General features: G+C 71.5%; 18 protein-coding genes. 16 read left to right on the plus strand and 2 right to left on the minus strand.

Translation table 11 applies throughout. From position 1 onward, the window contains the following. Positions 1 to 27 precede the first annotated feature (27 nt). The 11 genes from moeZ to nudC all read left to right on the plus strand — a co-directional run bounded on the left by moeZ (position 28) and on the right by nudC (position 17521). Complete coding sequence (gene moeZ / locus AB0K67_RS35955; RefSeq protein WP_364069065.1) at positions 28 to 1209, plus strand: adenylyltransferase/sulfurtransferase MoeZ; 1182 nt, start codon at positions 28 to 30, stop codon at positions 1207 to 1209. Positions 1210 to 1247: 38 nt separating this feature from the next. After that, on the plus strand, positions 1248 to 1970 hold the full coding sequence (locus AB0K67_RS35960; protein WP_364069067.1) for a hypothetical protein: 723 nt from the start codon (positions 1248 to 1250) through the stop codon (positions 1968 to 1970). Between the two features lie 35 nt (positions 1971 to 2005). Further along, the gene (locus tag AB0K67_RS35965) at positions 2006 to 3235 is read left to right on the plus strand and encodes a S8 family serine peptidase (RefSeq protein ID WP_364069069.1); all 1230 of its coding nucleotides are present in this window, start codon (positions 2006 to 2008) and stop codon (positions 3233 to 3235) included. Between the two features lie 159 nt (positions 3236 to 3394). Beyond that, the gene (locus AB0K67_RS35970) at positions 3395 to 4195 is read left to right on the plus strand and encodes a hypothetical protein (RefSeq protein WP_364069071.1); all 801 of its coding nucleotides are present in this window, start codon (positions 3395 to 3397) and stop codon (positions 4193 to 4195) included. Beyond that, positions 4189 to 5340, plus strand: coding sequence for a S8 family serine peptidase (locus AB0K67_RS35975; RefSeq protein WP_364069073.1), 1152 nt, complete (start codon positions 4189 to 4191; stop codon positions 5338 to 5340). The genes AB0K67_RS35970 and AB0K67_RS35975 overlap by 7 nt, the downstream gene beginning before the upstream one ends. Before the next feature lie 226 nt (positions 5341 to 5566). After that, entirely contained in the window at positions 5567 to 5926 is a 360-nt protein-coding gene (locus AB0K67_RS35980; RefSeq protein ID WP_364069075.1) for a hypothetical protein, read from the plus strand. Beyond that, complete coding sequence (locus tag AB0K67_RS35985) at positions 5914 to 6228, plus strand: MGMT family protein (RefSeq protein WP_364069077.1); 315 nt, start codon at positions 5914 to 5916, stop codon at positions 6226 to 6228. The genes AB0K67_RS35980 and AB0K67_RS35985 overlap by 13 nt, the downstream gene beginning before the upstream one ends. A gap of 208 nt (positions 6229 to 6436) precedes the next feature. After that, positions 6437 to 9184 carry a CDP-glycerol glycerophosphotransferase family protein gene (locus AB0K67_RS35990; RefSeq protein ID WP_364069079.1) on the plus strand — a complete coding sequence of 916 codons (2748 nt, stop codon included), beginning with the start codon at positions 6437 to 6439 and terminating at the stop codon, positions 9182 to 9184. A gap of 259 nt (positions 9185 to 9443) precedes the next feature. Continuing rightward, complete coding sequence (locus tag AB0K67_RS35995; RefSeq protein ID WP_364069081.1) at positions 9444 to 12632, plus strand: ATP-dependent DNA helicase; 3189 nt, start codon at positions 9444 to 9446, stop codon at positions 12630 to 12632. Continuing rightward, a complete protein-coding gene (locus AB0K67_RS36000; RefSeq protein WP_364069083.1) occupies positions 12626 to 15910 on the plus strand; it encodes an ATP-dependent DNA helicase in 3285 nt (1094 codons plus the stop codon). The genes AB0K67_RS35995 and AB0K67_RS36000 overlap by 7 nt, the downstream gene beginning before the upstream one ends. A gap of 639 nt (positions 15911 to 16549) precedes the next feature. Further along, entirely contained in the window at positions 16550 to 17521 is a 972-nt protein-coding gene (nudC, locus tag AB0K67_RS36005) for an NAD(+) diphosphatase (protein ID WP_364069085.1), read from the plus strand. A gap of 154 nt (positions 17522 to 17675) precedes the next feature. Here the strand turns inward: nudC and AB0K67_RS36010 are convergent, their stop codons facing one another. Next, positions 17676 to 17924, minus strand: coding sequence for a mycoredoxin (locus tag AB0K67_RS36010; protein ID WP_364069087.1), 249 nt, complete (start codon positions 17922 to 17924; stop codon positions 17676 to 17678). Between the two features lie 76 nt (positions 17925 to 18000). Beyond that, positions 18001 to 18861: an alpha/beta hydrolase gene (locus AB0K67_RS36015; RefSeq protein ID WP_364069089.1), complete on the minus strand. Its 861-nt coding sequence runs from the start codon at positions 18859 to 18861 to the stop codon at positions 18001 to 18003. Between the two features lie 189 nt (positions 18862 to 19050). On the opposite strand from AB0K67_RS36015, the gene AB0K67_RS36020 reads away from it, so the two are divergent. The 5 genes from AB0K67_RS36020 (at position 19051) to AB0K67_RS36040 (ending at position 23883) form a co-directional block, all read left to right on the plus strand. Next, positions 19051 to 21096: an ATP-dependent DNA helicase UvrD2 gene (locus AB0K67_RS36020; protein ID WP_364069091.1), complete on the plus strand. Its 2046-nt coding sequence runs from the start codon at positions 19051 to 19053 to the stop codon at positions 21094 to 21096. Positions 21097 to 22002: 906 nt separating this feature from the next. Further along, on the plus strand, positions 22003 to 22872 hold the full coding sequence (tesB, locus tag AB0K67_RS36025; protein WP_364069093.1) for an acyl-CoA thioesterase II: 870 nt from the start codon (positions 22003 to 22005) through the stop codon (positions 22870 to 22872). 113 nt (positions 22873 to 22985) lie between these two features. After that, complete coding sequence (locus AB0K67_RS36030; protein WP_364069095.1) at positions 22986 to 23252, plus strand: hypothetical protein; 267 nt, start codon at positions 22986 to 22988, stop codon at positions 23250 to 23252. Positions 23253 to 23382: 130 nt separating this feature from the next. Then, positions 23383 to 23652 carry a WhiB family transcriptional regulator gene (locus AB0K67_RS36035; RefSeq protein WP_364069097.1) on the plus strand — a complete coding sequence of 90 codons (270 nt, stop codon included), beginning with the start codon at positions 23383 to 23385 and terminating at the stop codon, positions 23650 to 23652. 66 nt (positions 23653 to 23718) lie between these two features. Next, positions 23719 to 23883, plus strand: a complete 165-nt coding sequence (locus tag AB0K67_RS36040) for a hypothetical protein (protein ID WP_364069099.1) — start codon at positions 23719 to 23721, stop codon at positions 23881 to 23883. Positions 23884 to 25286 lie beyond the last annotated feature (1403 nt).

Consider the following 25286-nt stretch of genomic DNA (forward strand, 5'->3'; position numbering starts at 1 on the left):
GTCCCCTTTAAAACGGGAGCGTAGAAAGTGTCGTTGCCACCGCTGGTCGAGCCGGCCGATGAGCTGACCGTCGACGAAGTGCGCCGCTACTCACGCCACCTGATCATTCCCGACGTGGGCATGGCGGGGCAGAAGCGGCTGAAGAACGCCAAGGTGCTGTGTGTGGGCGCCGGGGGCCTGGGCTCGCCCACGCTGATGTACCTCGCCGCGGCGGGCGTCGGCACCCTCGGCATCATCGACTTCGACGTGGTCGATGAGTCCAACCTGCAGCGCCAGGTCATTCACGGCCAGTCCGACGTGGGCAGGCCCAAGGCCGAGAGCGCCGCCGCGACGATCCGCGAGATCAACCCGCTGGTCAACGTCGTGATCCACGACACGATGCTGGCCGTCGACAACGTCATGGAGATCTTCTCCGGCTACGACCTCATCGTCGACGGCACCGACAACTTCGCCACCCGCTACATGGTCAACGACGCGGCGGTGCTGCTCGGCAAGCCGTACGTCTGGGGCTCGATCTACCGCTTCGACGGCCAGGCCAGCGTCTTCTGGGCCGAGCACGGCCCCTGCTACCGCTGCCTCTACCCGGAGCCCCCGCCTCCCGGCATGGTGCCGTCGTGCGCCGAGGGCGGCGTGCTCGGCGTGCTGTGCGCGTCGATCGGCTCCATCCAGGTCAACGAGGCCATCAAGCTGCTGACCGGCATCGGCGACCCGCTGGTCGGGCGACTGATGATCTACGACGCCCTGGAGATGAAGTACCGCGACGTCAAGGTCCGTAAGGACCCCGAGTGCGTGCTGTGCGGCAAGAACCCGACGCTGACCACGCTCCTCGACGACTACGAGGCGTTCTGCGGCGCGATCTCCGATGAGGCCGCCGAGGCGGCCAGCGGCTCGACGATCACGGCGCAGGAGCTCAAGGGCATGATGGACCGCGGCGAGAACATCTTCCTCGTCGACGTCCGCGAGCCCAACGAGTACGAGATCGTCAACATCCCCGGCGCCACGCTGATCCCGAAGGGCGAGTTCCTCAACGGCTCGGCCCTGGAGAAGCTGCCGCAGGACAAGAAGATCGTGCTCCACTGCAAGTCGGGTGCGCGTTCGGCCGAGGCGCTCGCGGTCGTCAAGAACGCCGGCTTCTCCGACGCCGTCCACGTCGGCGGCGGCGTGCTGAGCTGGATCAAGACGGTCGACCCGAGCCTGCCCACCTATTAAGCGGTTTCCGCCGGGACCTCCCGGTTAAGGTCGTTGCCGTGAACTCCGCCCGTCCATGGCCGACCCTCGTGGTGGCCTCCGCGCTGACGCTGATCTGCGCGGTGGCCGCCGGGGTCGCGGGGAGCGCGGCCGGCACGGAGCTCACCCGCGGCCCGACGGCGGCCGAGCTACGTGCCGCGGCCCAGCGCGAGGTCGCAGAGCGCTGGCGCACCTGGCCGGCGGGCCGCATCTTTCCCGCGACGCTGCCCTACTCCGCCGAGCAGGGCGGCCGGGAACGTGCCAGAAGAATCGGCATCTCGCCGCGCACCTCCTGCGACGGCGAGGCGGTGGACGCCGCCGCCGTCGAGGCGCTGCGCCGGGCCGGGTGCAAGGGCGTGCTGCGGGCCACGTACGTCGACGCGCTGCGCGGCGTGCTCGTCACCGTCGGCGTGGTGGCGCTGCGCGACGAGGCCCACGCCGTACGCGCGAGGTCCGCGTTCTCCGACACCGGCAAGCCCACCCCAGGGCTGCGGCCGGTCGCCTTCCGCAAGACGCTGGCCGACCGGTTCACGCCCGGTGTGCGCGAGGCGGGATCGGTCCGCCAGGCGGGCCCGTACCTCGTGCTCACCACCTCGGGCCAGGTGGACGGGCGGCCCGCGAAGGCGGCGGGCGAGCCGCGGCCGTCCATCTTCGCCTTCGCCACCGAGATCTCCGAGCAGGTGCTCGCCGAGCTGAGCAGGCCCCGCATGCCCGACTGCGGATCGGGGGAGTGGCGGTGCTGAAAGGGCGCGCGAGAGCGTTGCGAAGGAGCGCGACGGTGCTGAAAGGGCGCGCGAGAGCGTTGCGAAGGGGCGCGGCGGCCGCCGCGGCCGTCGCGCTGCTGTGGCCGCCCGCGCCCGCGTCCGCCGATGACGTGCGCGGCGGGCAGCGCGCGGTGATCGAGACGCTGGCGCTGACCAAGGCGTGGCGGGTCAGCAAGGGCGCCGGGGTGACGGTGGCCGTGCTGGACTCGGGCGTCGATCCTCACCACCGCGACCTGGCCGGGTCCGTACGCGTCGGCAAGGACTTCACCGCCGGCGCGAACCCGCCCGGCACCGCTCCCAGCAGGTTGCACGGCACGTACATGGCGTCGCTGATCGCCGGGCACGGCCACGGGCCAGACCGAAAACGGGGGATCATCGGCGTGGCGCCCGAAGCGGACGTACTGTCGGTAAGGGTCATCCTGGAGGACGAGGAGCCGGGTTTCCTGACGTTCAACTCGGCCGAGCGCTTCGAGAACGTGGTGGCCAGGGGCATCCGCTACGCGGTCGACGAAGGGGCCGACGTGATCAACCTGTCGATCTCCAAGGAGCTGGCCACCCGCGAGGAGCGGGCGGCCGTGCGCTACGCGATCGGCAAGGGCGTGGTGCTGGTCGCCGCCGCGGGGAACGACGGTGACAGGAAGACCCACGGCGACTTCGCTCCCTACTCCTATCCGGCGGCGTTCCCCGGCGTGGTGTCGGTGGGGGCGACCGACCGGCGGCTGCGGCGGGCCGCGTTCTCCAACTGGAACTCCTCGGTGCTGGTGGCCGCGCCGGGCGTGGACATCATGGGCGCGGGCCCCGGTGACGAGTACTGGGTCGGCAGGGGCACGTCGCAGGCGACCGCGCTGGTGTCGGGCGTCGCCGCCCTCATTAAGTCGAAATATCCGGAGATGTCGCCGCCGCTCGTCGCGCGAGCCCTGGCCGCGAGCGCCAAGGACCTGCCGCCCGGCGGCTACGACACCGGCACCGGCTTCGGCGTCGTCAACGCCGCGCGGGCGCTCTCCGAGGCGTCCAGGCTGGCGGGACACACCGAGGTGGCCAAGGGCGAGCAGGCGCACGACCCGGCCAGGCCGCTGGCCGGCGGGCGTTCGGGCCCCATCGACGTCGTCATCAGGGACGAGCGGCGCGTCACGATCTACGCGGCCGTCGCCGCCGGTGCCGCCGCAGGAGCGCTGGCCTCCCTCGCCGTCATCTTTATCCTGGTCAGACGCGTACGGCGGGGGCACATGTCGCAAGACGCATGATCCGCCCCTTCAGGGGGACGAAATAGACATCGATGCGAATGCGGGAACGAGGCGGTGGTGAAGGCACGTAGGTCGACGACAGGGCTACCGCGCGCCGAGGGGGACGCCACGCAGAGGCGGAGGAACCCGCTCGGCGCCACAACCGGCCGCCGCTCGCGTGTGCGCTCGTGGCCGGCGGCGAACTCGCGTCAGCGCACGGCAGCCAAGGAACGCGCCGAACTGGCGGCGCTCCAGCAGGGAATCCGTTACCGCCGCGCCTTCGTGGTGCTGCTCGGGACCATCATCGCCGTCTCGGCGCTCGTCGTGCTGCTCGGCACCGTCGGACTGTTCACCGAGACGCGCTCGCGGCCGCTGACGTCCGCCGAGCAGAGCCGCTACCAGCAGGAGGAGGTCGCCCGCCGATGGCAGGCGTGGCCCGCCACCGGCGTCTTCCCCGGAGAGGTCAAATACCTCGGACTCGACCGCGCCCAGCAGTACGCCAGGCGCGTCGGCATCGCACCCGAGACCGACTGCGGCAAGGGCGTGGACGCCTCCGTGGCCGCCGTGCTGCAGAACCACGGCTGCAGGACGCTGCTGCGGGCCACGTACGTCGACCAGACCGCCACCTTCGTCTTCACCATCGGCGTGGCCGTGCTCGAAGACGAGGAGGCGCGGGTCTCCGCCGGCGAGGAGCTGACCCAGGACGACCGCGTCGGCGTGCTGCCCGTCGCCTTCCCCGGCACCGTCACCGAGCGCTTCGGCCCCGAGCAGCGGCAGCGGACGAGCTGGGTGGGCGCGGGGCCGTACATCGTCTTCTCGACCGGCGGGTACGCCGACGGGCGCACCAGGGCCGCGATCCCGCCCGAGGAGATCCTGCACAGCGAGCTGTGGCCGGCCGCCAAGTCCATCGGCAACCAGATCGCCTACTTCCTCGCGGACCCGCCCACGGTGCCGCCCTGCACTCAGGGGAACGTGTGCTGACCGTCGTACGCGTGCTGACCGCCGCCGTGCTCGCCTTCTCCGGCACCACGGCGGATCCGATAAAAGCGCAGCAGGAGTGGGTGCTGGACGCGCTCAACGTCAAGCAGGCGTGGACGGTCACCAAGGGCGAGGGCGTCACCGTCGCCGTTGTGGACAGCGCCGTGGACACGCGCGTCAAGGAGCTCAAGGGCCGCGTCACCACCGGCCCCGACATGACCACGGGCTCGGTGCAGCGCGAGCTGCCGCCCGGCCGGCACGGCACCGCCATGGCCGCGCTCATCGCCGGCTCGGGCAAGGGCGACGGCTACACCGGCGTCGCGCCGTCCGCGCGCATCCTGTCGCTGCCCATGGTCATCGACGAGGAGCCCGGCTCCGCCGTGCCGCCCATGGAGGAGCAGCCGGGCGTCCAGAGCCCGCTGGCCCGCGCCCTGCGCTACGCCGCCAACCACGGCGCCCAGGTCGTCAGCATGTCGATCGGCTCCTACGGCCCGCTCAGGTCCGAGCGCGAGGCCGTCTCGTACGCGCTGAGCAAAGGCGTCGTGCTGGTCGCCGCCGTCGGCAACGACGGCCAGACCCAGTACGCCAGGGACAAGGGCACCTCCTACTGGAGCTTCCCGGCCGGTTACCCGGGCGTCATCGGTGTGGCCGCCGTCGACAAGCAGGGCAAGCGGGCTTCGTTCAGCAGCGACAACCTGTCCGTGCTGGTCTCCGCGCCCGGCGTGGACGTCCCCGTCGTCAAGCGCGGCAGCGGCTACGAGCTGTCCCAGGGCACCAGCTCCGCCGCCGCGCTCGTGGCCGGTGTGGCCGCGCTGCTCAAGGCGCGCTATCCGGCCCTGGCGCCCGAGCAGGTGGCGCAGGCGCTCGCCGCCAGCGCCAGGGGACGCCCCGCCGCCGGCTACGACGACGAGACCGGCTTCGGCGTGGTGGACGCCGCCGCCGCGCTCAACGCCGCCGAGCGGCTCGTCGGCGCCAAGCGCAGCATCACGCCCGGCGTCGAGCACTTCGGCCAGGGCGAGGATACGCCGGTGCCCAGCCGTCCGGGGCCCGACCCGGTCCGGCTGTGGCTGTACGGGGGCGGCGTGCTCGTGGCGCTCGCCATGTTCTGCGGCGCGATCGTCGTGCTCAACCAGCGCAAGGAGCAGTGACCTCGACCGGCGCAAGGGGCGATGACCCCGACCGGCGCAAGGAGCGACGCCCCCGACCGGCGTAGAGAGCGATGACCTCGATCGGCGCCAGGGGCGATGACCTGGGGCAGCACAAGGAGTGATGACCTCCGTCAGCGCAGGGAGCCATGACGGACCCGACCAGGCATAACAGCGGTTTCGTGAACAGGTTTCCAGGTCGGGAGAAGATCCGCTATGGTCCCCCGTCATGGGATACGAGCTGCGAGTGGTACGCGAGTCGCCACTCGCCTTCGCCGAGCTGGCGAAGGCCATCGCGCCGGCCGGTTTCGAGCTGCGCGGATCCGACGAGATCGTGGCCGGCCACGGAGACGCCAAGCACACCGTGGCCCGCTGGCAGGGCCAGGTCGTCGGTGAGCCGGGCTCCGACTGGCAGGTGGCCCAGCTCCTGCGTCTGTCCACCGCGCTCGGCGCCCGGCTCGTGGGCGAGGACGGCGAGGTCTACTCGCTGCGCGACGGCGTGATGGAGGTCGCCACCGGCGACAGCGTCATGGAGCTCGGCAAGTTCGATGAGATCATCGAGGCGGGTCCGGCGGCGTGGAGCCCATAAGCCCGTTCGCGGAGCGGGTGCTCGATCTTGTCGAGCGCATCCCGCCCGGCAAGGTCATGTCGTACGGCGACATCGCCGAATACCTCGGCGAGGGCGGGCCGCGCCAGGTCGGCAAGGTGATGTCCATCTGGGGCGGCGGTGTGCCGTGGTGGCGCGTCGTGCACGCCGACGGCTCCGGCGCGGCGCCTGACCACCTGCAACGTTGCCTGGCTCACTGGCGCGAAGAGGGCACGCCGCTGCGCGGCGACCGGGTCGACATGCGCCTGGCCCGCTGGGACGGGCGTTCAGCCGATTTTCAGTAACCCTCCTGACCTGCACTTTCGTCGAACAGGCGATTTCGTGACATGTGACTCCCATTACCATGGGCGAAACAGTGATGGCGGCCTGAAAGGCGGTGCCTCCCCTATGGCCACCGGCGTCACAGCCCGAAGCCAGGGTGGCGACTCGCTCGCCGACCGCCTGAAGGCTGTCCAGGATCTCTGCGATCGTGGTGAGCCTCTCGAAGCGGTCATGCGAGCGGTCGGCCCCGGCGGTCGCGACGCGGCGTTCGACACCGAGGTGCTGAGCGGTCCCCTCGGGGGCCGTATCGACCTCGCGGTCAAGCGCGGCGCCGCGCGTCGGCGCGAGATGCTCGATCTTGTACGCCCGTACCTCGCGGGCGTCGACCCCAAGGTCAAACGCGATCTGCCGGTCGCGCGTCGTCTCATCGTCCACCTGATAGAGACGCGTCCCGACGAGGAGCTCGTCGAGGGCGAGACGCTGCTCAAGGTGGTCACGGCGGCGGCCGAACCGTCCAAGCGCATCCGCAAGGGCCTGCGCTGGTATGCCGACCTGCCCTTCCGTGACGAGCTGCCGCCCGACCTCTACCGGTTGCGCCGCGCCGACCTGGTGCCGGTCACCCACATCGACGACATCGTCTGGGCCGACGGCAAGCTGCGCGTCAGCGGCTACGCCTACCTGGCCGGCCTGTCGGTGCGCAGCCGCAGGTTCAACTGGGCGACCGTGGTGCTGCGCGGCCCGCGCTGGCTGCCGCCGGTCCGCATGCGCACCCGCCGCGTCCTCGCCCCCGAGGCCACCCACGGCGCGCGCGAGCCCGGCTGCAACTACGACTGGTCCGGCTTCACCGCCGAGCTGAACCCGTGGCCGCTGCGCTGGCGGGGCGCGGTGCGCGGCTTCGTCCACGGCGTACGGCGGCGCATGCGTCACCGTCCCGGCGTGCCCGACGCCACCACGTGGCGGGCCGAGATCGTGTTCTGGAGCCGTGGCGCGCGGGCCACCGGTCTGCTGCGCGGCTCCTCCATCGGCCGTCCCGAGCGGCCCGCCGGGCTCAACGTCAAGCCGGGCTGGTGGCTGCGTCCCGTCTGGACGTCCGACCGCGCGCTGCAGGTCGTGCTCCAGCCCAACAGGGCCGAGCTGAAGTCCGTGGAGCTCGACGGCGAGCGCCTGGAGCTGAAGATCTTCCTGCCGGGCCGGCAGGTCACCAAGGGCCACGCCAGGCTCGGCGGCCACCGCATCGCCGCCGACTTCACGCCGTCCGGCGACGGCACGCAGGTCGTGGTCGGGCTGGCCGTGCCCGCGCTGCTCCAGGAGAAGGACGGCCGGCGGCTCTGGGTCGAGCCCAAGGGCGACCCGGCGGCTCCCGTCATGCTGGCCGGCGCCGCCGAGACCCGCTCCATCGTGGGCGACCGCGAGATCACCGTGCTGGGCGACCGCCGCGATCGCGTCGTGGTCTCCGCCCACCGCATCAGGCCGATCATCTCCTCGGCGGTCTGGGAGGGCTCCGCGCTCGTGCTGCGCGGCCACTACCCCGACGCGGAAGGCCCCCGCACGCTGACGCTGCGCCACCGGTCCGGGCTGTCGTACCAGCTGCCGATGGAGCGCTCCGGCGCCGACTTCACCGTACGCGTCGAGCCCGCCGCGATGGACCGCTTCGGCGAGCCCGTGCCGCTCGCGTCCGGCACGTGGAACATGTCGCTGCGCCACCCGTCGGGCGAGATCGTGCCGCTGCGCATGGACCACGCCGCGCTGCCCGGCCTCGACGAGGACCCGCGGACGATCGGCGGCCACGTCTTCCGGATGATCTCCACCCGCTTCGACGTGCCGGTGATCACCGTCGAGGAGGACAGGCCGGCCGAGGAGCGCGGCGTCGCCGGCACTCACGTGCTGCGCCGCGTCTTCTACCCGGCACAGCGCAGCGAGCCGCTGCGCGACACCACGGTCTACGTCGTCAACGACGGCCGCCTCTACGCCGACAGCGTGCGCGCCATCTACGAGGAGCGGGTGCGCAGGGGCGACGACGGCGAGCACGTGTGGATCGTCAAGGACGGCGCCTTCGTGCCGCCGGGCCCGGCGAAGGTCATCCGCGCCGGCAGCCGCGAGCACCATGAGGCGCTGGCCAGGTCGCGCCACATCGTCACCAACGCGTTCCTGCCCGCCTGGTTCCGCGCCCGCGAGGATCAGGTGGTCGTCCAGACCTGGCATGGCACCCCCGCCAAGCTCATCGGCGGCGACCAGGCTCACATGAAGCGCGACCCGAGGCCGCCCATCTGGTACCGCCAGGCGGCCGAGGTGCGCGGCTGGAGCCTGCTGCTGTCGCAGTCGCCGTGGGCCACGCAGGTGCTGCGCAAGGCGTTCGGCTACAAGGGCGAGATCCTGGAGAGCGGGCTGCCGCGCAACGACGTGCTCAACGCGCCCGACCGCGAGGCGCGGGCGGCGGCGGTGCGCGAGCGGCTCGGGCTGGCCGAGGGCAAGCGGGTCGTGCTGTACGCGCCGACGTACCGCGACTACGACCGCAAGAACGCCATGGTCAAGCTCGACCTCGCCAAGGCGCGCCAGGCGCTGGGCGCCGACCACGAGATCCTGGTACGCGCCCACCCGATGCAGGCCATGCCCGCCGTCCCCGACATCGCCCGCGACGTCACCACGTATCCCGACATCGCGGAGCTGCTGCTGGTGGCCGACGTGCTGGTGACCGACTACTCCTCGGTCATGTTCGACTTCGCCGCCACCGGCAAGCCGATCGTCCTGTACGCCTACGACCGCACGAAGTACTCCAACAAGCGGGGCCTCTACCTCGACCTGGACGAGCAGGCGCCGGGGCCGGTGCTCGCGACGTCGGCCGACGTGGTGGAGGCGCTGCGGTCGATCGACGAGGTCGCCGCCGCACACGCCGACCGCTACGACGCCTTCCGCGCCACGTTCGCCCCGCGCGACGACGGCAAGGCCACGGCGCGCGTGGTGGACCACCTGTTCTCATGACGTGACGGCGTCACGGCCCGGGGCACGAGCCCCGGGCCGTTCTTCTTTGTGAGTGCCGCCGTTTGACGCCGACGGCGAACACGGCGCCCGGCGTGTCACGAGAAAAACCGGTATCTGCCTCGATACCGTAGGCGGATCGCTGAGGGAGACCGGGCAAGTCGGCACGATCTACCCCTGTGGTCTGGTGGAATCTAGTGCTGTGAGTGCTCAGACCTGGCGGTTGGTGCGACGAGGCAGCGGGGGGCCCGATGCGCCTCCTGTGCTCGATGAGCACCAGCGTGCCGTGGTCGAGCACGAGGGCGGCCCGCTGCTCGTCCTCGCGGGCCCCGGCACCGGCAAGACCACCACGATCGTCGAGAGCGTGGTCGACAGGATCGAGCGGCGCGGCCTCGACCCCGAGCGCGTGCTCATCCTCACCTTCAGCCGCAAGGCCGCAGAAGAGCTGCGCAGACGCGTCACCGGCCGCCTGCGCCGCACCACCCGCACACCGCTCGCGCTGACCTTCCACTCCTACGCCTACGCGCTGCTGCGCCGCGAGTCCCTGCTGGCGGGCAAGGAGCCGCCGCGCCTGCTCACCGGCCCCGAGCAGCTCCTGGAGATCCGGCGGCTGCTCCACGGCGAGCTGGAGCAGGGCGCGCCCGGCTGGCCCGCCTCGCTGCGCGAGGCGCTCAAGACCCGGGGCTTCGCCGAGGAGCTGCGCGACTTTTTGTCCCGCGCGTACGAGCGGGGCCTCGACCCCGAGCACATCGTGGCGCTCGGCCGGCTGCACGGGCGGGCCGACTGGGTGGCGGCGGGCCGCTTCGCCGAGCGCTACCAAGACCGCTTCGACCTCGCCCCGGAGGAGACCTACGACTATGCCGAGCTGATCGGCGCCGCCTGCGCGCTGCTCGACCGGCCGGAGGTGCGCGAGCGCGAGCGCGCCGCCCACGACGCGGTCTTCGTTGACGAATACCAGGACACCGACCCGGCCCAGGAGCGGCTGCTCGCCCACCTGGCGGGCGACGGCCGCGACCTCGTGGTGGTCGGCGACCCCGACCAGTCGATCTACGGGTTCAGGGGCGCCGACGTCCAGGGCATCATGCGGTTCCCCGAGCGCTTCAGGACGCGCGACGGCCGCGAGGCGCCGGTGGTGGCGCTGCGGGTGTGCCGCAGGAGCGGCGCCGACCTGCTGGAGGCGTCCCGGCGGGTGGCCGCCAAGCTGCCCGTCGCCCCGGCCCCGGAGCACGACCAGCGCCACGGCCACCGCGACCTCGCGCCGCTGCCCGACGCCGACCCGGGCGAGGTGCGGGTCCTGCTGGCCGACAGCACCAGCCAGGAGGCCGCGATCGTGGCCGACGCGCTGCGCCGCGCCCACCTCATCGACGGCGTGCCCTGGCACCGCATGGCCGTGCTGGTCCGCTCGGCCCGCCGTCAGGTGCCGCTGCTGCGGCGGGCGCTGACCAACGCCGGCGTGCCCACCATGATCGCCGGTGACGAGGTGCCGATCGCGCAGGAGCCGGGCGTGCGGCCGCTGCTCACGATGCTGCGGGTGGCGCTCGATCCGTCCCAGCTCGACGAGTCGGTGGCCGAGGAGCTGCTGACGGGCCCCCTCGGCGGCACCGACATGCTCGGCGTCCGCCGCCTGCGCCGCGCACTCAAGATCGCCGAGAACGAGGCCGTGGCCGCGCTCGCGGACCTGCCGGGCCAGGCGGCGCAGGCCACAGGAGAGGAGACCGGTGCGGACGAGGACGAGCCGCAGGGGCCGCCCAAGGCGCGCTCGTCCGGCGAGCTGCTGGTCGCCGCCATCAAAGACGTCCGCGAGCTGACCCGCCTCGAGCCCCACGTCGCCCTGCCGGCGGAGCGCGTCGGCAAGCTGCTGAGCGAGGCCCGCAAGGCAGCCGCCCAGGGCGGCACGGCCGAAGACCTGCTGTGGACGATCTGGCAGGGCAGCGGCCTGGCCGAGCGCTGGAGCGAGCTGAGCCTGCAGGGCGGCCCGAGGGGCGCGCAGGCCGACCGCGACCTCGACGCGGTGGTGGCGCTGTTCGACCACGCCGCGCGGTTCGTCGACCGCATGCCGATGGCGGGCCCCGAGGTGTTCATCGACGACCTCGCGGCCCAGGAGATCCCCGGCGACACGCTGGCCGACCGCGCGCCCGACGGCGACGCCGTACGCGTGCTGACCGCCCACCGCGCCAAGGGCCTCGAATGGGACGTCGTGGTGGTGGCGGGCGTCCAGGAGGGCGTCTGGCCCGACCTGCGGCTGCGCGGCTCCATGCTGGGCGTGGAAGACCTGGTGGAGGTGGCGGGAGGCGCCGAGCCCAACGCCGCCTCGCTGACCTCGAAGCTGCTCGCGGAGGAGCGCAGGCTGTTCTACGTCGCGGTCACCAGGGCCAGGCGCCGCCTGGTGGTGACGGCGGTGGGCGGCGAGGACACCGACGAGCGTCCTTCGCGGTTCCTGACCGAGCTGATGCCCGGCGGGGTCGAGCCGGCCACGGTCGACGACCGTTCGCGCTGGCTCAACATGCAGGCACTGGTGGCCGACCTGCGCAGCGCGGTCACCGACCCGACCAAGCCGCGCACGATGCGCCGCAAGGCGGCACAGCAGCTCGCCCAGCTGGCCGCGGCAGGCGTGCAGGGCGCCCATCCCAACGACTGGTACGCGCTCACCCCCATCTCCGACGACCGCCCGCTGAGCTGGCCCGGCGGCGTCGTCAGCATCTCGCCGTCGGCGGTGGAGAGCTTCACCAAGTGCGGCCTGCGCTGGCTGCTGGAGACGGCGGTCGGCGCGGCGGGCACCAGCACGGCCCAGGGCCTGGGCAACGTCATCCACGCGCTCGCGGTGCTCGCCGCCACCGACCTGCCGAGCGAGGACCTGCTCGGCGAGCGGCTCGACCAGATCTGGAACGAGCTCGACTTTGGCGGCGTCTGGTACAACCGCAAGCAGCGCCAGGTCGCCGAGCAGATGATCGGCCGCTTCCTGCGCTGGCATAAGGAGAATCCCCGCGAGCTGGTGGCCCTTGAGGAGGCGTTCACGGCGATGGTGTCGGAGGGCGTCCAGATCAAGGGCCGGGTCGACCGCGTCGAGCGCGACTCCGAGGGCCGCGCGGTGATCATCGACCTCAAGACGGGCGGCTCCAAGCCCAAGGCCGGCGACATCGACCGCCATCCGCAGCTCGGCGTCTACCAGCTCGCGGCGCTGCTCGGCGCGTTCGCCAGGCACGGCATGACCGAGCCAGGCGGCGCGGCGCTGGTGCAGCTCGGCAAGGCGGCGGGCAAGCACGACGCGGTCGAGCAGAAGCAGCGCCCGCTGGGCGAGGACGACGACCCCGGCTGGGCCAAAGACCTGGTCGACACGGTGGCGATCGGCATGTCGGGCCCGTTCTTCCAGGCCAAGGTCAACGACGGCTGCCGCACGTGCGCGGCCAAGGCGAGCTGCCCGGTCAACGACAGCGGGGGGCAGGTGTGCTGACCCCGGCCGAACTCGCCGGCAAGCTCGGCATCCTGCCACCCACGCCCGAGCAGGCCGCGGTGATCGAGGCGCCGCTTGAGCCGATGGTGGTGATGGCCGGCGCGGGCTCGGGCAAGAGCGAGACGATGGCCGGGCGGGTGGTCTGGCTGGTCGCCAACGGCCTCGTCAAGCCGGAGAACGTGCTGGGGCTGACGTTCACCCGCAAGGCCGCCGCCGAGCTGGCCACCCGGGTCAGGGAGCGGCTGGCCGGGCTGGCCGAGGCCGGTCTCGTCGAGCCGGGCGCGCTCGACAGCGAGCCGACCGTCTCCACCTACCACGCCTACGCCGCCCGCCTGGTCACCGACCACGCGCTGCGCGAGGGGCTTGAGCCGACGATGCGCCTGGTCACCCCGGCCGTGTCGTGGCAGCTCGCCTCCCGGGTGGTGGCCATGCACGACGGGCCGATGGACAAGATCGAGCTGGGCCCGCCCTCGGTCACCGCCGCCCTGCTGGAGCTGGCCGGTGAGCTGTCGGAGCACCTGCGCACGCCCGCCGACGTGCGGCGGGTGGGGGAGTGGCTGCAGGAGCGCCTGGCGGCGCTGCCGGGCAGGACGACGCAGGCCCAGCGCAGGCCCGTCGCCGTCCAGGCGGCGCGCGAGCAGCTGCTGCCGCTGGTGGAGGCGTACGAACGGCTCAAGCGCTCCCGCGAGGTGATCGACTACGGCGACCAGATGTCGCTGGCGGCCAGGATCGCCTCCCGGCACAAGGAGGTCGGCGAGATCGAGCGGTCCCGCTACCACGTGGTGCTGCTCGACGAATACCAGGACACCAGCCACGCCCAGCTCGTGCTGCTGCGCTCGCTCTACGGCGGCGGCCACCCGGTCACCGCCGTCGGCGACCCGTGCCAGTCGATCTACGGCTGGCGCGGCGCGTCGTCGGGCAACCTGCGCCGCTTCCCCAGCGACTTCCGCACCGCCACCGGCGACCCCGCGCCGGTGCGGCAGCTCAGCGTGAGCTTCCGCAACGGCGACCGGGTGCTCGACGTCGCCGCCCGCGTGCAGCTTCCGCTGCGCATGGAGGCCCGCGAGGTGCCGGTGCTGGTGCCGGGCCCCAACCGGGTGGAGCGCGGCCGGGTCACCTGCGCCTTCCACGAGACCGCCGAGGACGAGGCGAAGTGGATCGCCGACGGCATCGCGGGGCTGCTCGGGCAGGAGACGGCGCCCGACGGCCTGCCGTGGGGTGAGAAGGAGCGCAAGAAGACGCTCGCCATCCAGCCGCAGGACATCGCGATCCTGGCCCGTAAGCGCTCGCAGTTCCCCGTGCTGCGCAGGGCGCTGGAGGAGCGTGACATCCCGGTCGAGGTGGTGGGCCTGGGCGGCCTGCTGACCGTGCCCGAGGTGAGCGACATCGTCGCGACCCTGCGCGTCCTGTACGACCCCACCGCCGGCGACGCGCTGGCCCGGCTGCTGGCGGGCCCCCGCTGGCGGATCGGCCCCGCCGACCTGCGGGTGCTGGGGGAGCACGCGCGTACGCTGGCCCGCGAGCTGAGCGAGAGCGGCCGCGCCGACGACCCGCTCGACCAGGTGGTGGCCGACCTCGCCGAAGAGCGGGGCAGCCTGGTGGACGCGCTGGACGAGCTGCCCGAGCGGGAGGAGTGGCTTGAGCCGTTCTCGCCGCTGGCCCGCACCCGCCTGGTCGCGCTCGCGCACGAGCTGCGCCAGCTCCGCGCCCACACCGCGCAGCCGCTGCCCGACCTGATCACCGAGGTGGAGCGCAGGCTGGGGCTGGACATCGAGGTGGCGGCCCGCAGCGGCACGGCGAGCGCGTTCGCGGCGCGGGCCGACCTCGACGCCTTCATCGACGCGGCGTCGAGGTTCGCCGGTGACGCCGAGGACCCGACGCTGGGGGCGTTCCTCGCCTACCTCCAGGCGGCCGAGACCGAGGAGTTCGGGCTGGAGGCGGGCCGGGTCGGCGAGAGCAACAGCGTCAAGCTGATGACCGTCCACGCCTCCAAGGGCCTGGAGTGGCCGGTCGTGGTGGTGCCGGGCCTGTCGCAGCTCGTCAGCTCGAAGGGGACGATCGCGACCGGCAGCATCTTCCCCGCCACGCCGGTCATGAACAGCCGCTGGACGGAGAACCCGCGCAAGCTGCCGTACCCGCTGCGCGGCGACGCCGCCGACCTGCCGCGGCTCCGCGGGCTCAGCAAGGAGGAGCTGGCCGCGTTCGACGAGCAGTGCCGCGAGCGCGACCTGATGGAGGAGCGCAGGCTCGCCTACGTCGCCGTCACCCGCGCCCACTACCACCTCATCGCCTCCGGCTACCGCTGGGGCACCGCCACCAAGCCGCTGGAGCCTTCGGAGTTCCTGCTGGAGATCCGCGACACCGCCGACCGCGTCGCGGTCTGGGCCGAAGAGCCCGCAGAGGGCGCGACCAACCCGCTGCTCGCCGAGCCCGCCGAGGCCACCTGGCCGGTGACGCCCGAAGGGCTGCGCTATGAGTCGGTGCTCGACGGCGCCCGCCTGGTGGAGGACGCGCTGGCGGGCACGCTCGCCGACGAGGAGGGCGGCGAGGCGCTCAAGACGTACGAGGAGGAGCGGCTGCGCGCCTGGGAGCGCGACACCGACCTGCTGCTGCGCGAGCGCGAGCTGCACCGCCGCCGCCCGGCCACCACGGTCGAGCTGCCGCAGAAGCTCACCGTGTCGTCGCTGGTGACGCTGGCCGCCGACCCGCGCGAGCTGGCCCGCAGGATTCGCCGCCCGGTGCCGCTCAAGCCCGCGCCGCTGGCCAGGCGCGGCACCTCGTTCCACAAATGGCTGGAGACCCGGTGGGACCAGCAGCGGCTCATCGACGACTTCGAGCTCTTCGACGAGGAGCCGGAGGAGGCCGACGTGCGCCTCGCGGAGCTGCAGGAGCGCTTCGAGCAGAGCGAGTGGGCCGACCGGCGGCCGATCGACCTGGAGATCCCGTTCGAGATGATGATCGCCGACCGGCTGGTGCGCGGCCGGATGGACGCCGTCTTCGAGCGGCCCGGCGGCGGCTACGAGGTCGTCGACTGGAAGACCGGCGCGCCGCCCCGGGGCAAGAAGGCGCAGCGGGCGGCGGCTGTGCAGCTCGCGGCGTACCGGCTGGCCTGGTCGCACCTCGCGGAGGTGCCGCTGGAAGAGGTGGGCGCGGCCTTCCACTACGTACGCGACAACCGCACCGTACGCCCGATCGACCTGCTCGACGCCGACGGCCTGGTCGCCCTGATCGAGAAGGTCAGGCTCGAAGATGATGAAACGCCGGCTTCGGGTGCATGAGGTGTGTCCTTCACCCGCATGCGGGTGAAGACGTTCTTTCGGGGTGCAGAGCCGACCGACACCTCGTGGGCGGCGGGGCATCCGCAGCAGCTCGGGATCGGGGTCGGCCTTGACCGCGTAGTACAGCTCCGTGGCCCCCAGAGCCCGCCGTACGGCCGCCGCGCGCTCGTCCAGCGCTTAGACGTAGGCGGGGACCTCGGAAAGCCGCGCAGCGGGCTCCTGGACGCGGCGGGCCGATCATGCGAGGGGGCTCGCGATCGGCACATGATCGGCGGCCCTGGCCCAGCGCCCAGGTTCGCCTTGGCCGGCAGCGGCGCGCCCGCCGGCAGGTCCGACGGCGCGAGCGGCCGGCCCAGCGCCTTCGCCCGGCGGGCGAGCAGGTCGCGGGCCGGCTCGGCCGGTGAGGATCGTCACCTCGCAGCCGAGCGCCCGCGCCGCAGGCGGGAAACCGTCCGTCACGGAGCCGGTCGGTCAGAGCACGGTCAGGTAGAGCCGCAGCGCGAAGGCACTTCCAGCTCTGGTAAGGCAACCCCACTTGTTGATGTCGGCCCGCCCGAGATCATCGTGAGGTGCCGGTTCTGTAATCACCGGCTAACTGCGAGGTCATAGGATGACAGGGACTTCGGGAGGGGGCGGCCAGTGCAGACCGCGGAAGACAAGCTCATCGGACCACTGCTTCTCGCGCGGGGGACCATCGACAGATCCTCCGCGCTGCGGGCCGACGAGGGGTGGCTGGAACAGGCGTGGTCCGATCCGGCGACCAGGGTGCTGGTGATCGACAACGGCCACACGCTGGTACGGCGCACGGACGACGAGATCCACGCGGTGCTGTACTCATCGGCCGACGCGCCGGCCGGCCCGCGCTACTTCCTGGGGGTCGAGGACGGGGTCGCCTACTTCGCGGTGGCCGCGCCGCTGCCCGGCCTGCCGGGGGGCGACGTCAACGGCCGCCTCACCACGCCCATGACGCTGCGCGACGCCCCTGACGGCAGGCCGGTGCCCGCCGGGCTGCGCCAGGTCGGCGGGCTGCTCGGCGACCGCGAGGCGGGCCTGCTCGTCCACGCCGTGGCCCTCGAGGCCTGGCACTCCACCCACGAGTTCTGCCCGCGCTGCGGCACGCGCACCGACGTGCAGGCGGGCGGTCACGTCCGGGTGTGCCCGAGCGACGGCAGCCAGCACTTCCCGCGCGTCGACCCGGCCGTCATCATGCTCGTACGCGACGCCGACGACCGCTGCCTGCTGGCCCGCGGCCCCCAGTGGCCCGAGGGGCGGCTGTCGATCCTCGCCGGGTTCGTGGAGCCCGGCGAGTCGCTTGAGGCGGCGGTCATCCGCGAGGTGGCGGAAGAGGTCGGCATCACCGTCGCCAACCCGCGCTACCTCGGCAGCCAGCCCTGGCCGTTCCCGCGCAGCCTGATGCTCGGCTTCTTCGCCGAGGCCACCACCACCGAGCTGCGGCCCGACGCCGACGAGATCGCCGAGGCGCACTGGTTCACGCGGGAAGAGCTGACCCGCGCTCTGGACGCGGGTGAGCTACGGCTGCCGCCGCCGGTGTCGATCGCTCGCCGCCTGATCGAGACGTGGTACGGCGGTGAGCTGATCGGTGACTGGTGAGGCGATCCGGGGCGCGCGTCCATGCCATGGAGAGGTGGCTCGGAGCGCCCGCTGGACCGCCGGTGAGCCGGTAGGTGCGCGTCAGGCCCGCGGGGGTGCGATGACCGGCGCGCGCCGGGCGGTGGTGAGGGTGATCAGACCGGTGGTGCGTGTGTCAGGCCGCTTCGAGCAGGGCCTTGACCTCCATGGCCGACGGGTTCGTCCGCACGACGCGCCCCTTCGGGGTCTCGATGACCACGGTCGGCACCACCTGGTTGCCGTTGTTGACGCTCATGACGAATTCGGCGGCCTTCGGGTCGCTTTCGATGTCGATGTCCTCGAACGCGATGCCCTCGCGCGTGAGCTGCGCCTTGAGCCGCTTGCAGGGGCCGCACCACGTGGTGCTGTAGACCGTGAGCGCCATGTTGGGAAATCCCTCCAAGGTCAGGAAATCAGGCGATCCGTGCAACAACCCGGAGCGTCCGCTTAATCCCGCATTCCTACCCGATGCGTTCCGCGATCCAAGCCTGCACCCGCTCGGCCACGCCCGGCTCGCGGTAGAGCGGCGAGCTGTGGTTGGTGCCCGGCGCCGTCAGCACCTTCACCGGCACGCCCACCTGGCCGAGCATCCGCTTGAGCAGCTGGCTCTGCACCGGCGGCACGAACTCGTCCTTGGAGTGCACGGTCAGCATCGGCGCGTCCTTGCGGCTGGCGTGCCAGGCCACCTCCATGCTGGCCCAGACCCGCGAGCATTTGCCCTTGGGCGCGCAGCCGCCGGCCAGCTTGATGGCCGCCGTACGCAGCCGGCGCTTGTTCGGATCGGTGGACTTCGCCCCGTCGGAGTACGCGCGCAGCGGCGAGATGATCGGCGACAGCCCCACCACGCCCTTCAGGCCGCTGATGCCGTCGCCGTACGTGCCCACCGAGGCCGCGATGTGCCCGCCGGCGGAGAACCCGACCAGCACGTAGTTCTTCGGGTCGAAGGCCCACCTGTCGGCGTGCTTGCGCGCCATCCTGATGGCCGCCAGCGCGTCGGTGCGCTGCGCGGGCCAGGGCGCGTCGCCCGACAGGCGGTAGTTGAGGTTGAAGACCGTGTAGCCCAGCTCGGCGTAGCCGCGGACGATCTCCTTCATGTACTTCTTGTCGCCGCTCGACCACCAGCCGCCGTGGATGAGGAAGACGCCAGGGCGCTGCTGACCGTCAGGCGTCCACCACACGTCCATGTTCTGGCGGCGGTGCGAGCCGTAGCGTACGGTCTCGACCGATAACCCGCCGAGCCCCTGCGGATCGAGGGGGTTGTGCACCGTGGGCAGCGGGGAGGGATCTCCCGACGACGCGCTCGCGGCGACGGGTGTGAGCACAACGGCAGCGAGCGCGAGGGCGCTCACACAAACCGCAGTTCGCACGGCCTTCCTTTCCCCCCATGCACATGGTCGGCCCCATTCTGGGGGAAGAGACCAGTTCTTGCATCTCGGTGACTAGGAGCATACGTCGGGGCGCATGTTGCCAGAATAAAGTCTGGCACCGCCAGCGGCTGGGAGGATTCAGGGGTGAACAACGCGGACGACGTACTGATCGGGCTCGACCCCGAGCAGCGTGCGGTCGCCGAGGCCGTGCGCGGTCCCGTGTGCGTGCTGGCCGGCGCGGGGACGGGCAAGACCAGGGCGATCACCCACCGCATCGCGTACGCGGTCCGCAGCGGCGTCGTCGACGCCCAGAGCGTGCTGGCTGTGACATTCACCACTCGCGCGGCCGGAGAGCTGCGCCAGCGCCTGCGCGCGCTGGGCGCGCCCGGCGTGCAGGCCCGCACGTTCCACGCCGCGGCGCTGCGCCAGCTCACCTATTTCTGGCCGCGCGTCATCGGCGGCGAGGCGCCGTCGGTCATCGAGTCGAAGCTGCCCGTGCTCGCCGAGGCGTGCCGCCGGCTGCGCAGGAACACCGAACGCGCCGAGCTGCGCGACATCGCCTCCGAGGTCGAGTGGGCCAAGGTCACCCAGATCGGGCCCGAGGACTACGTCGAGGCCGCGGCGAAGCACCACCGCACGCCGCCGATCAAGCCGGCCGAGCTCGCCGACGTCTACGACGCGTACGAGCAGATCAGGCGCGAGCGCCACCTGGTCGACTTCGAGACCATCCTCGAGCTCACCGCCGCCGTCATGACCGAGCACAAGGAGGTGGCGGCGCAGATCCGCCAGCAGTACCGCTACTTCGTGGTCGACGAGTACCAAGACGTCAACCCGCTGCAGAAGCTGCTGCTCGACACCTGGCTCGGCGGGCGTGACGACCTGTGCGTGGTCGGCGACCCCAACCAGACCATCTACTCCTTCACCGGCGCCAGCCCCCGCTACCTGACGAACTTCGCCGTCGACTACCCCAACGCGACCGTCATCAAGCTCGTCCGCGACTACCGCTCCACGCCGCAGGTCGTCGACCTGGCCAACCTCGTCATCGCCAAGGGCAACTCGCCCCACCGCCTCGAGCTGGTCGCTCAGCGCCCCGACGGCCCCAAGCCGGCCTTCAAGGAGTACGACGACGAGCCCGCCGAGGCCGCCGACGTGGCCCGCGCGATCAGGAGGCTCATCGACAAGGGCGTGCCGTCGCGCGAGATCGCGGTGCTGTTCCGGGTCAACTCGCAGTCGGAGGCGTACGAGGAGGCGCTGGCCAAAGCCGACATCCCTTACGTGCTGCGCGGCGCGGAGCGCTTCTTCGAGCGTCCCGAGGTCCGCCAGGCCGTGGTGCTGCTGCGCGGCGCCGCCCGCTCCTACTCCGGCGAGCCGCTGGCCTCCGAGGTCCACCACATCCTGGGCGGCATCGGCCTGACCCCCACGCCGCCCGGCGGCGGCAAGGCCAGGGAGAAGTGGGAGTCGCTCAAGGCGCTCGCCGACCTCGCCGAGGACATGGCGGCCGAGGGTGCCGACCTGCCCGCGTTCGTCGCCGAGCTCGAACGCCGCGCCTCCGAGCAGCACGCCCCGCCCGTCGAGGGCGTCACCCTCGCCTCGCTCCACGCCGCCAAGGGCCTGGAGTGGGACGCCGTCTTCCTCGTCGGCGTCACCGACGGCATGCTGCCGATCATCTACGCCGAGACGCCCGAGCAGATCGAGGAAGAGCGCCGCCTGCTCTACGTCGGCCTCACCCGCGCCAGGGAGCACCTGACGATCTCGTGGGCGCTGGCCAGGGCCCCGGGCGGCCGCAAGAGCCGCCGGCCGTCCCGCTTCCTCGACGGCCTCACCGGCCGCGCCCCCTCCGCGCCCCGCGTCGCGCCCTCCGCTCGCGAACGCCGCCAGGTGGCCGCGCCCGTCAACTGCCGGGTCTGCGCCAAGACGCTCACTGCCGCCGCCGAGCAGAAGCTCGGCCGCTGCGCCACCTGCCCCGCCGACTACGACGAGGCCCTGCTCGAACGCCTCAAGTCCTGGCGCACGGCCACCGCCAAGGAGTCGAAGGTGCCGCCGTACGTCATCTTCACCGACGTCACGCTCCAGGCCATCGCGGAGCGCGCGCCGGCGACCGAGCAGGAGCTGCGGGCGATCGCGGGCGTTGGCAAGGTCAAAATCGACCGGTACGGCGAAGCCGTCCTGGCTTTGTGCCGCGCCTCTTGACCGCGGCTTCCTGACCACGGCCCACCCGGCCCTCCTCCACCGAGCCACAGCTCATCGACCGGGGCCATCGGTTGTGGTCCACCGGCCGCAGTCCATTGGTTGTGGTCCACCGGCCGCAGCTCATCGGCCGCAGGCCGCCGGCTGGAGTCCACAGCTCGGAGACCACAGCTCGGAGACCACAGAGCGGGGACCACAGCCCGGGGACCTCCGGGCGCAGGCCGCCCACCACGGTCCGTCGGCCGGGCCCATCGGCCGCAGGCCGCCGGCTGGAGTCCACAGCCCGGGGACCACAGAGCGGGGACCACAGCCCGGGGACCTCCGGGCGCAGGCCGCCCACCACGGTCCGTCGGCCGGGCCCATCGGCGGCAGGCCGCCGATCGCTGACCGCTGGCCGCACCTCGCTGGCCGCAGCCTGCCGACCGCGAGCAGACGCGCCATTCGTCCCCCCACCGCCACACGCCACCCCCATCGCCACACGCCACCCGCTCTCACCCACCGTGAGCTCTTCACCCCCTTCCGCCCGACTAGCCGAGGGCGTATCCCGCAGACGCTCCTCCCTTCACGAAGAGTCAGTTACGGATAGGCGAGGATCGCGACAGACAGACGTAACAGGGGGCACACCCGCAACCCCCGCCGGACGGGAGCAACGAAACCCCTGAGACGGCCGCAACGGCGACCCGCCGAACGCGCGCAACGGAAACCCGCAGGACGCCCGCAACAAAGAGCCGCCGGACGCCCGCACCCGCAACCCCGGACGGACGGACGCAAGGGCGGACCCGGAGGGGCGTAACAGGGGCGAAACGGAACTACGGCATCATTCCGGCGAACCGACCGGCCCGCTTTCGCTCCGGTCTGACCGGCACGTCACACTTGTCGCAGGACCGGAAAACCCAGGGGGGACGACACGTGAACGAAGCGCTGAAAGAGCTACTGGACCTGCTCGACCTTGAGCAGATCGAGCTCGACATCTTCCGCGGCAGGAGCCCGGAAGAGCGCATCCAGCGGGTCTTCGGGGGTCAGGTGGCGGCCCAGGCTCTGGTGGCGGCCGGCCGTACCGTTCCCAAAGACCGCAACGTCCACTCCCTGCACGCCTACTTCATCCGGCCGGGCGACCCCTCCATCCCGATCGTCTACAACGTCGAGCGGGTACGCGACGGCCGTTCGTTCACCACGCGCCGGGTCGTGGCCGTCCAGCACGGCAAGGCGATCTTCACGATGTCGGCGTCGTTCCACATCGACGAGGAGGGCGTCTCCCACCAGGCGTCCGTGATGCCCGAGGTGCCCGACCCCGAGACGCTGCCGACGTACCAGGACCGCATGTTCGAGCTCGTCGGCGATCACCCCGAGCTGCGCGAGTGGGCCGCACGCCCCCGGCCCGTCGACGCCCGCTACGCCTCGCCGCTCACCTGGGAGGCGCACCTCAACCCCGAGCTGCGCAGCGCCCAGACCAACGTGTGGTTCCGCTACGACGCCGACCTGCCCGACGACCCGCTCCTGCACGTGGTGCTGGCCGCGTACGCCTCCGACTTCACCCTCGTCGACACGATCCTGCTCGCGCACGGCATGGCCTGGGGCGCATCCGACATCATGGGCGCCTCGCTCGACCACGCCATGTGGTTCCACCGCCCGTTCAGGGCCGACGACTGGCTGCTCTATGCTCAGGAGTCCCCGTGGTCAGCGGGGGCCCGGGGGCTGGCGAGAGGCGAGATGTTCACCGCGTCCGGCGAACTCGTGGTCTCGGTCGTGCAGGAGGCCATGATCCGCCGAACAAAGTGATGAAATCGCAGGTAGAAAATATGTTGCCCGTTCCTGGCAACCGGGTTTAGGGTCTTGGTCAAGCGAGTCGGACAGCCTTGTTCCGACGATCCCATGAGTGGAGGTGAACCCCAGTGATCAGCATCGAGATGTCTGCCACGCCGTGGTTCGCCTCTGCGTGCCGTAACTCGGTGGTGTCGCTGGCCGATGCCGCCAAGCTGCGGCAGGAGAAGTCTGCCCGTCGTCAGGCCGCCGCCGCCTTCTTTGCGCGAGCTCACTCTGGTGTGGCCGCTGAAGGCGCTCCTGTCTACGCGGGACGTATCGAACTGCCGGCCTACCAGCTCACCAAGGGTGGACTGTGCGGTCCGCAACCCTGGCGGGATGCTCCGGTCATAACCTGACCGGCTTACAGCAGCCCCCAGGCCGCGGATCCACAGACTTGGATCCGCGGCCTTCTTGTTTGTCCGTGATCTCCGACCACCTACGAGGTGTCCGACCAAGATCAAACAGATCGAACAAAAGGAGAAGCAGATGGGGGCGAAGACGATCATGGACATGATCGACGAAGCCAAGATCCCCTGTCGTACCGACCCCGACCTGTGGTTCGCCGAGTCGCCTGAGGACGTCGAGTTCGCCAAGGCACTCTGCGGCGGCTGCCCGATCCAGAAGGCCTGCCTGGAGCGCGCGCTCGAGCGCGAGGAGCCCTGGGGCGTCTGGGGCGGGGAGCTCATCCTCAGGGGAACGATCGTTCCCCGTAAGCGTCCGCGCGGGCGTCCCCGCAAGCACCCGGTCGCTGCCTGACACACCGCACCTGCTGAAAGCAAGGAGTACGTCACCATGAGAAACCAGTCGACGAGGAGTCTCGCAGTGCCGCATCTCATCCATGACCTGGTGAGTGACCGAATACAAACCCTCCACAAGGAGGCGGCGGAGCAGCGCCTCGTCCTCCGCGTTCAGCGCCTGCGGCGCGCGCGGCGCGACGTGAAGCGCGCGAACGAGCGCCTCCACAGGGTGCTGAGCCGCGAGTTCTGACCTGGGAGATCCTGCCGCCGGCGCAGGATCTCCCTGTCGGATCCGTGAAGAGGAGAGGAGCCGGGCGCGGGCAAGCGCCCGGCTCCTCTCGCTCACTGAGCACCCGATCTCCCCTTGAACGCCGGCCCGCCCTTCAATCCCACTGCCTGTACCCGCGTGACCAAGAGCGGCAGCCCGATCCCACTTGAACGGTGCGTCGGGGATTAGGGGTGGGTCGGCCTTCAACCCGAACCCGCACTCGCCCCCGGGTCTTACTTGCGGACGCTGACCGGCACCCAGCTCCGGCCTTTTGCGCCGATGTCGTTCCGTGAGCGAGCTCGACCCTGCGTGCCAGCGTGAACTCGCCTCCGGTCCTCGTCTCGTTCGCCGACACCGAGTCGTAACCGACCCTGCTCTCGCTTGCTGGGGCTGGTCTTGGCCTTGGCTCCGTTCTCGCTTGCCGGGACTGGTCTTGGCCTTGGCTCCGTTCTCCCTTGCTGGGGCTGGTCTTGGCCTCGGCCCCGATCTCGCCCGCCGGCGCTGATCCTCGCCCCGACCCTGGGCCCTGTGGTCGAATGCTGGCCGCCACGCCGACCCCAGGTTCGTTTTCCGGGCACTGATCCACACACCGACTCCGGCGCTCCAGCGTCAGAACCCCGTTGCCCGTCTTGCTTCGGTGCTATTCGTAGCCCACATCAGCGTTTCAGGCCTGGCCCGCAACCACACGTCGCTTCCAACCGCAGCGGCCTGGCGCTCGCTATCCATCGCTTGCGCCGCACCTGGCTGCAGCATCCCGACACCTGCCAAGTCTCCACCGTTGCTCTCTGTCCGATGGCTCGGGTTCAAGGGGCAGCGCAACGCACCAAGGGGAGCTGGACGGGAAAGCCCTGGTATGAGGGGTCCACGACGGCGGTGATCTCACCGAGGTTGGATCTCACGCATTCAAGCACGGCAGCGGGATCAACGGCCGCATTCGTGGCGGGCGCGACCACGAGCAACCCCGTGCCGGTCAGGACGGCGGCAGCGAGCAGGCGCACGATTCCCTTCACAGAACCCTCCAGTGATGGTAACGCACAGCAATCATATACGTGCTCACAGTAATGAGTTGCCAAATGCCGGCTGCTCAAAGCTCACGCGCACGTGTCGAGTTGGCGGCCCATCGTCCGGCTTCTGTTACGGCCCACCGTTTGGGGCTGGCGGGAGCTCGCCAAACGGGCCGGCATCCGGGTGGAGAGGTGGGGTGGGCCGGTCGGGGTGAGCCGGCGCGCTGCCGGGTGCCAAGGAGATCTGACAGGCGGCTGGCCACAGAGGCAGTGGCGGCTGGGAAGGCAGCCGGTCGAGGGCGCTTTCGGACAGGTTGGCGCCGATCGGCGGTGCGTTTCGGGGTGGGTCGGTATGGGTCGATGGCGCGTTTGCGCGGGGTG

The sequence above is a fragment of the Nonomuraea sp. NPDC052634 genome (assembly GCF_040678535.1).
GTDB classification, from domain to species: domain Bacteria; phylum Actinomycetota; class Actinomycetes; order Streptosporangiales; family Streptosporangiaceae; genus Nonomuraea; species Nonomuraea fastidiosa.

What these genes read in the sequence shown, in the direction of transcription:
- AB0K67_RS35980 (WP_364069075.1), top strand. Translation starts at nt 5,567, where the DNA reads ATGGGATACGAGCTGCGAGTGGTACGCGAGTCGCCACTCGCCTTCGCC.
- AB0K67_RS35990 (WP_364069079.1), top strand. Translation starts at nt 6,437, where the DNA reads ATGCGAGCGGTCGGCCCCGGCGGTCGCGACGCGGCGTTCGACACCGAG.
- AB0K67_RS36010 (WP_364069087.1), bottom strand. Translation starts at nt 17,924, where the DNA reads ATGGCGCTCACGGTCTACAGCACCACGTGGTGCGGCCCCTGCAAGCGG.
- AB0K67_RS36035 (WP_364069097.1), top strand. Translation starts at nt 23,383, where the DNA reads ATGGGGGCGAAGACGATCATGGACATGATCGACGAAGCCAAGATCCCC.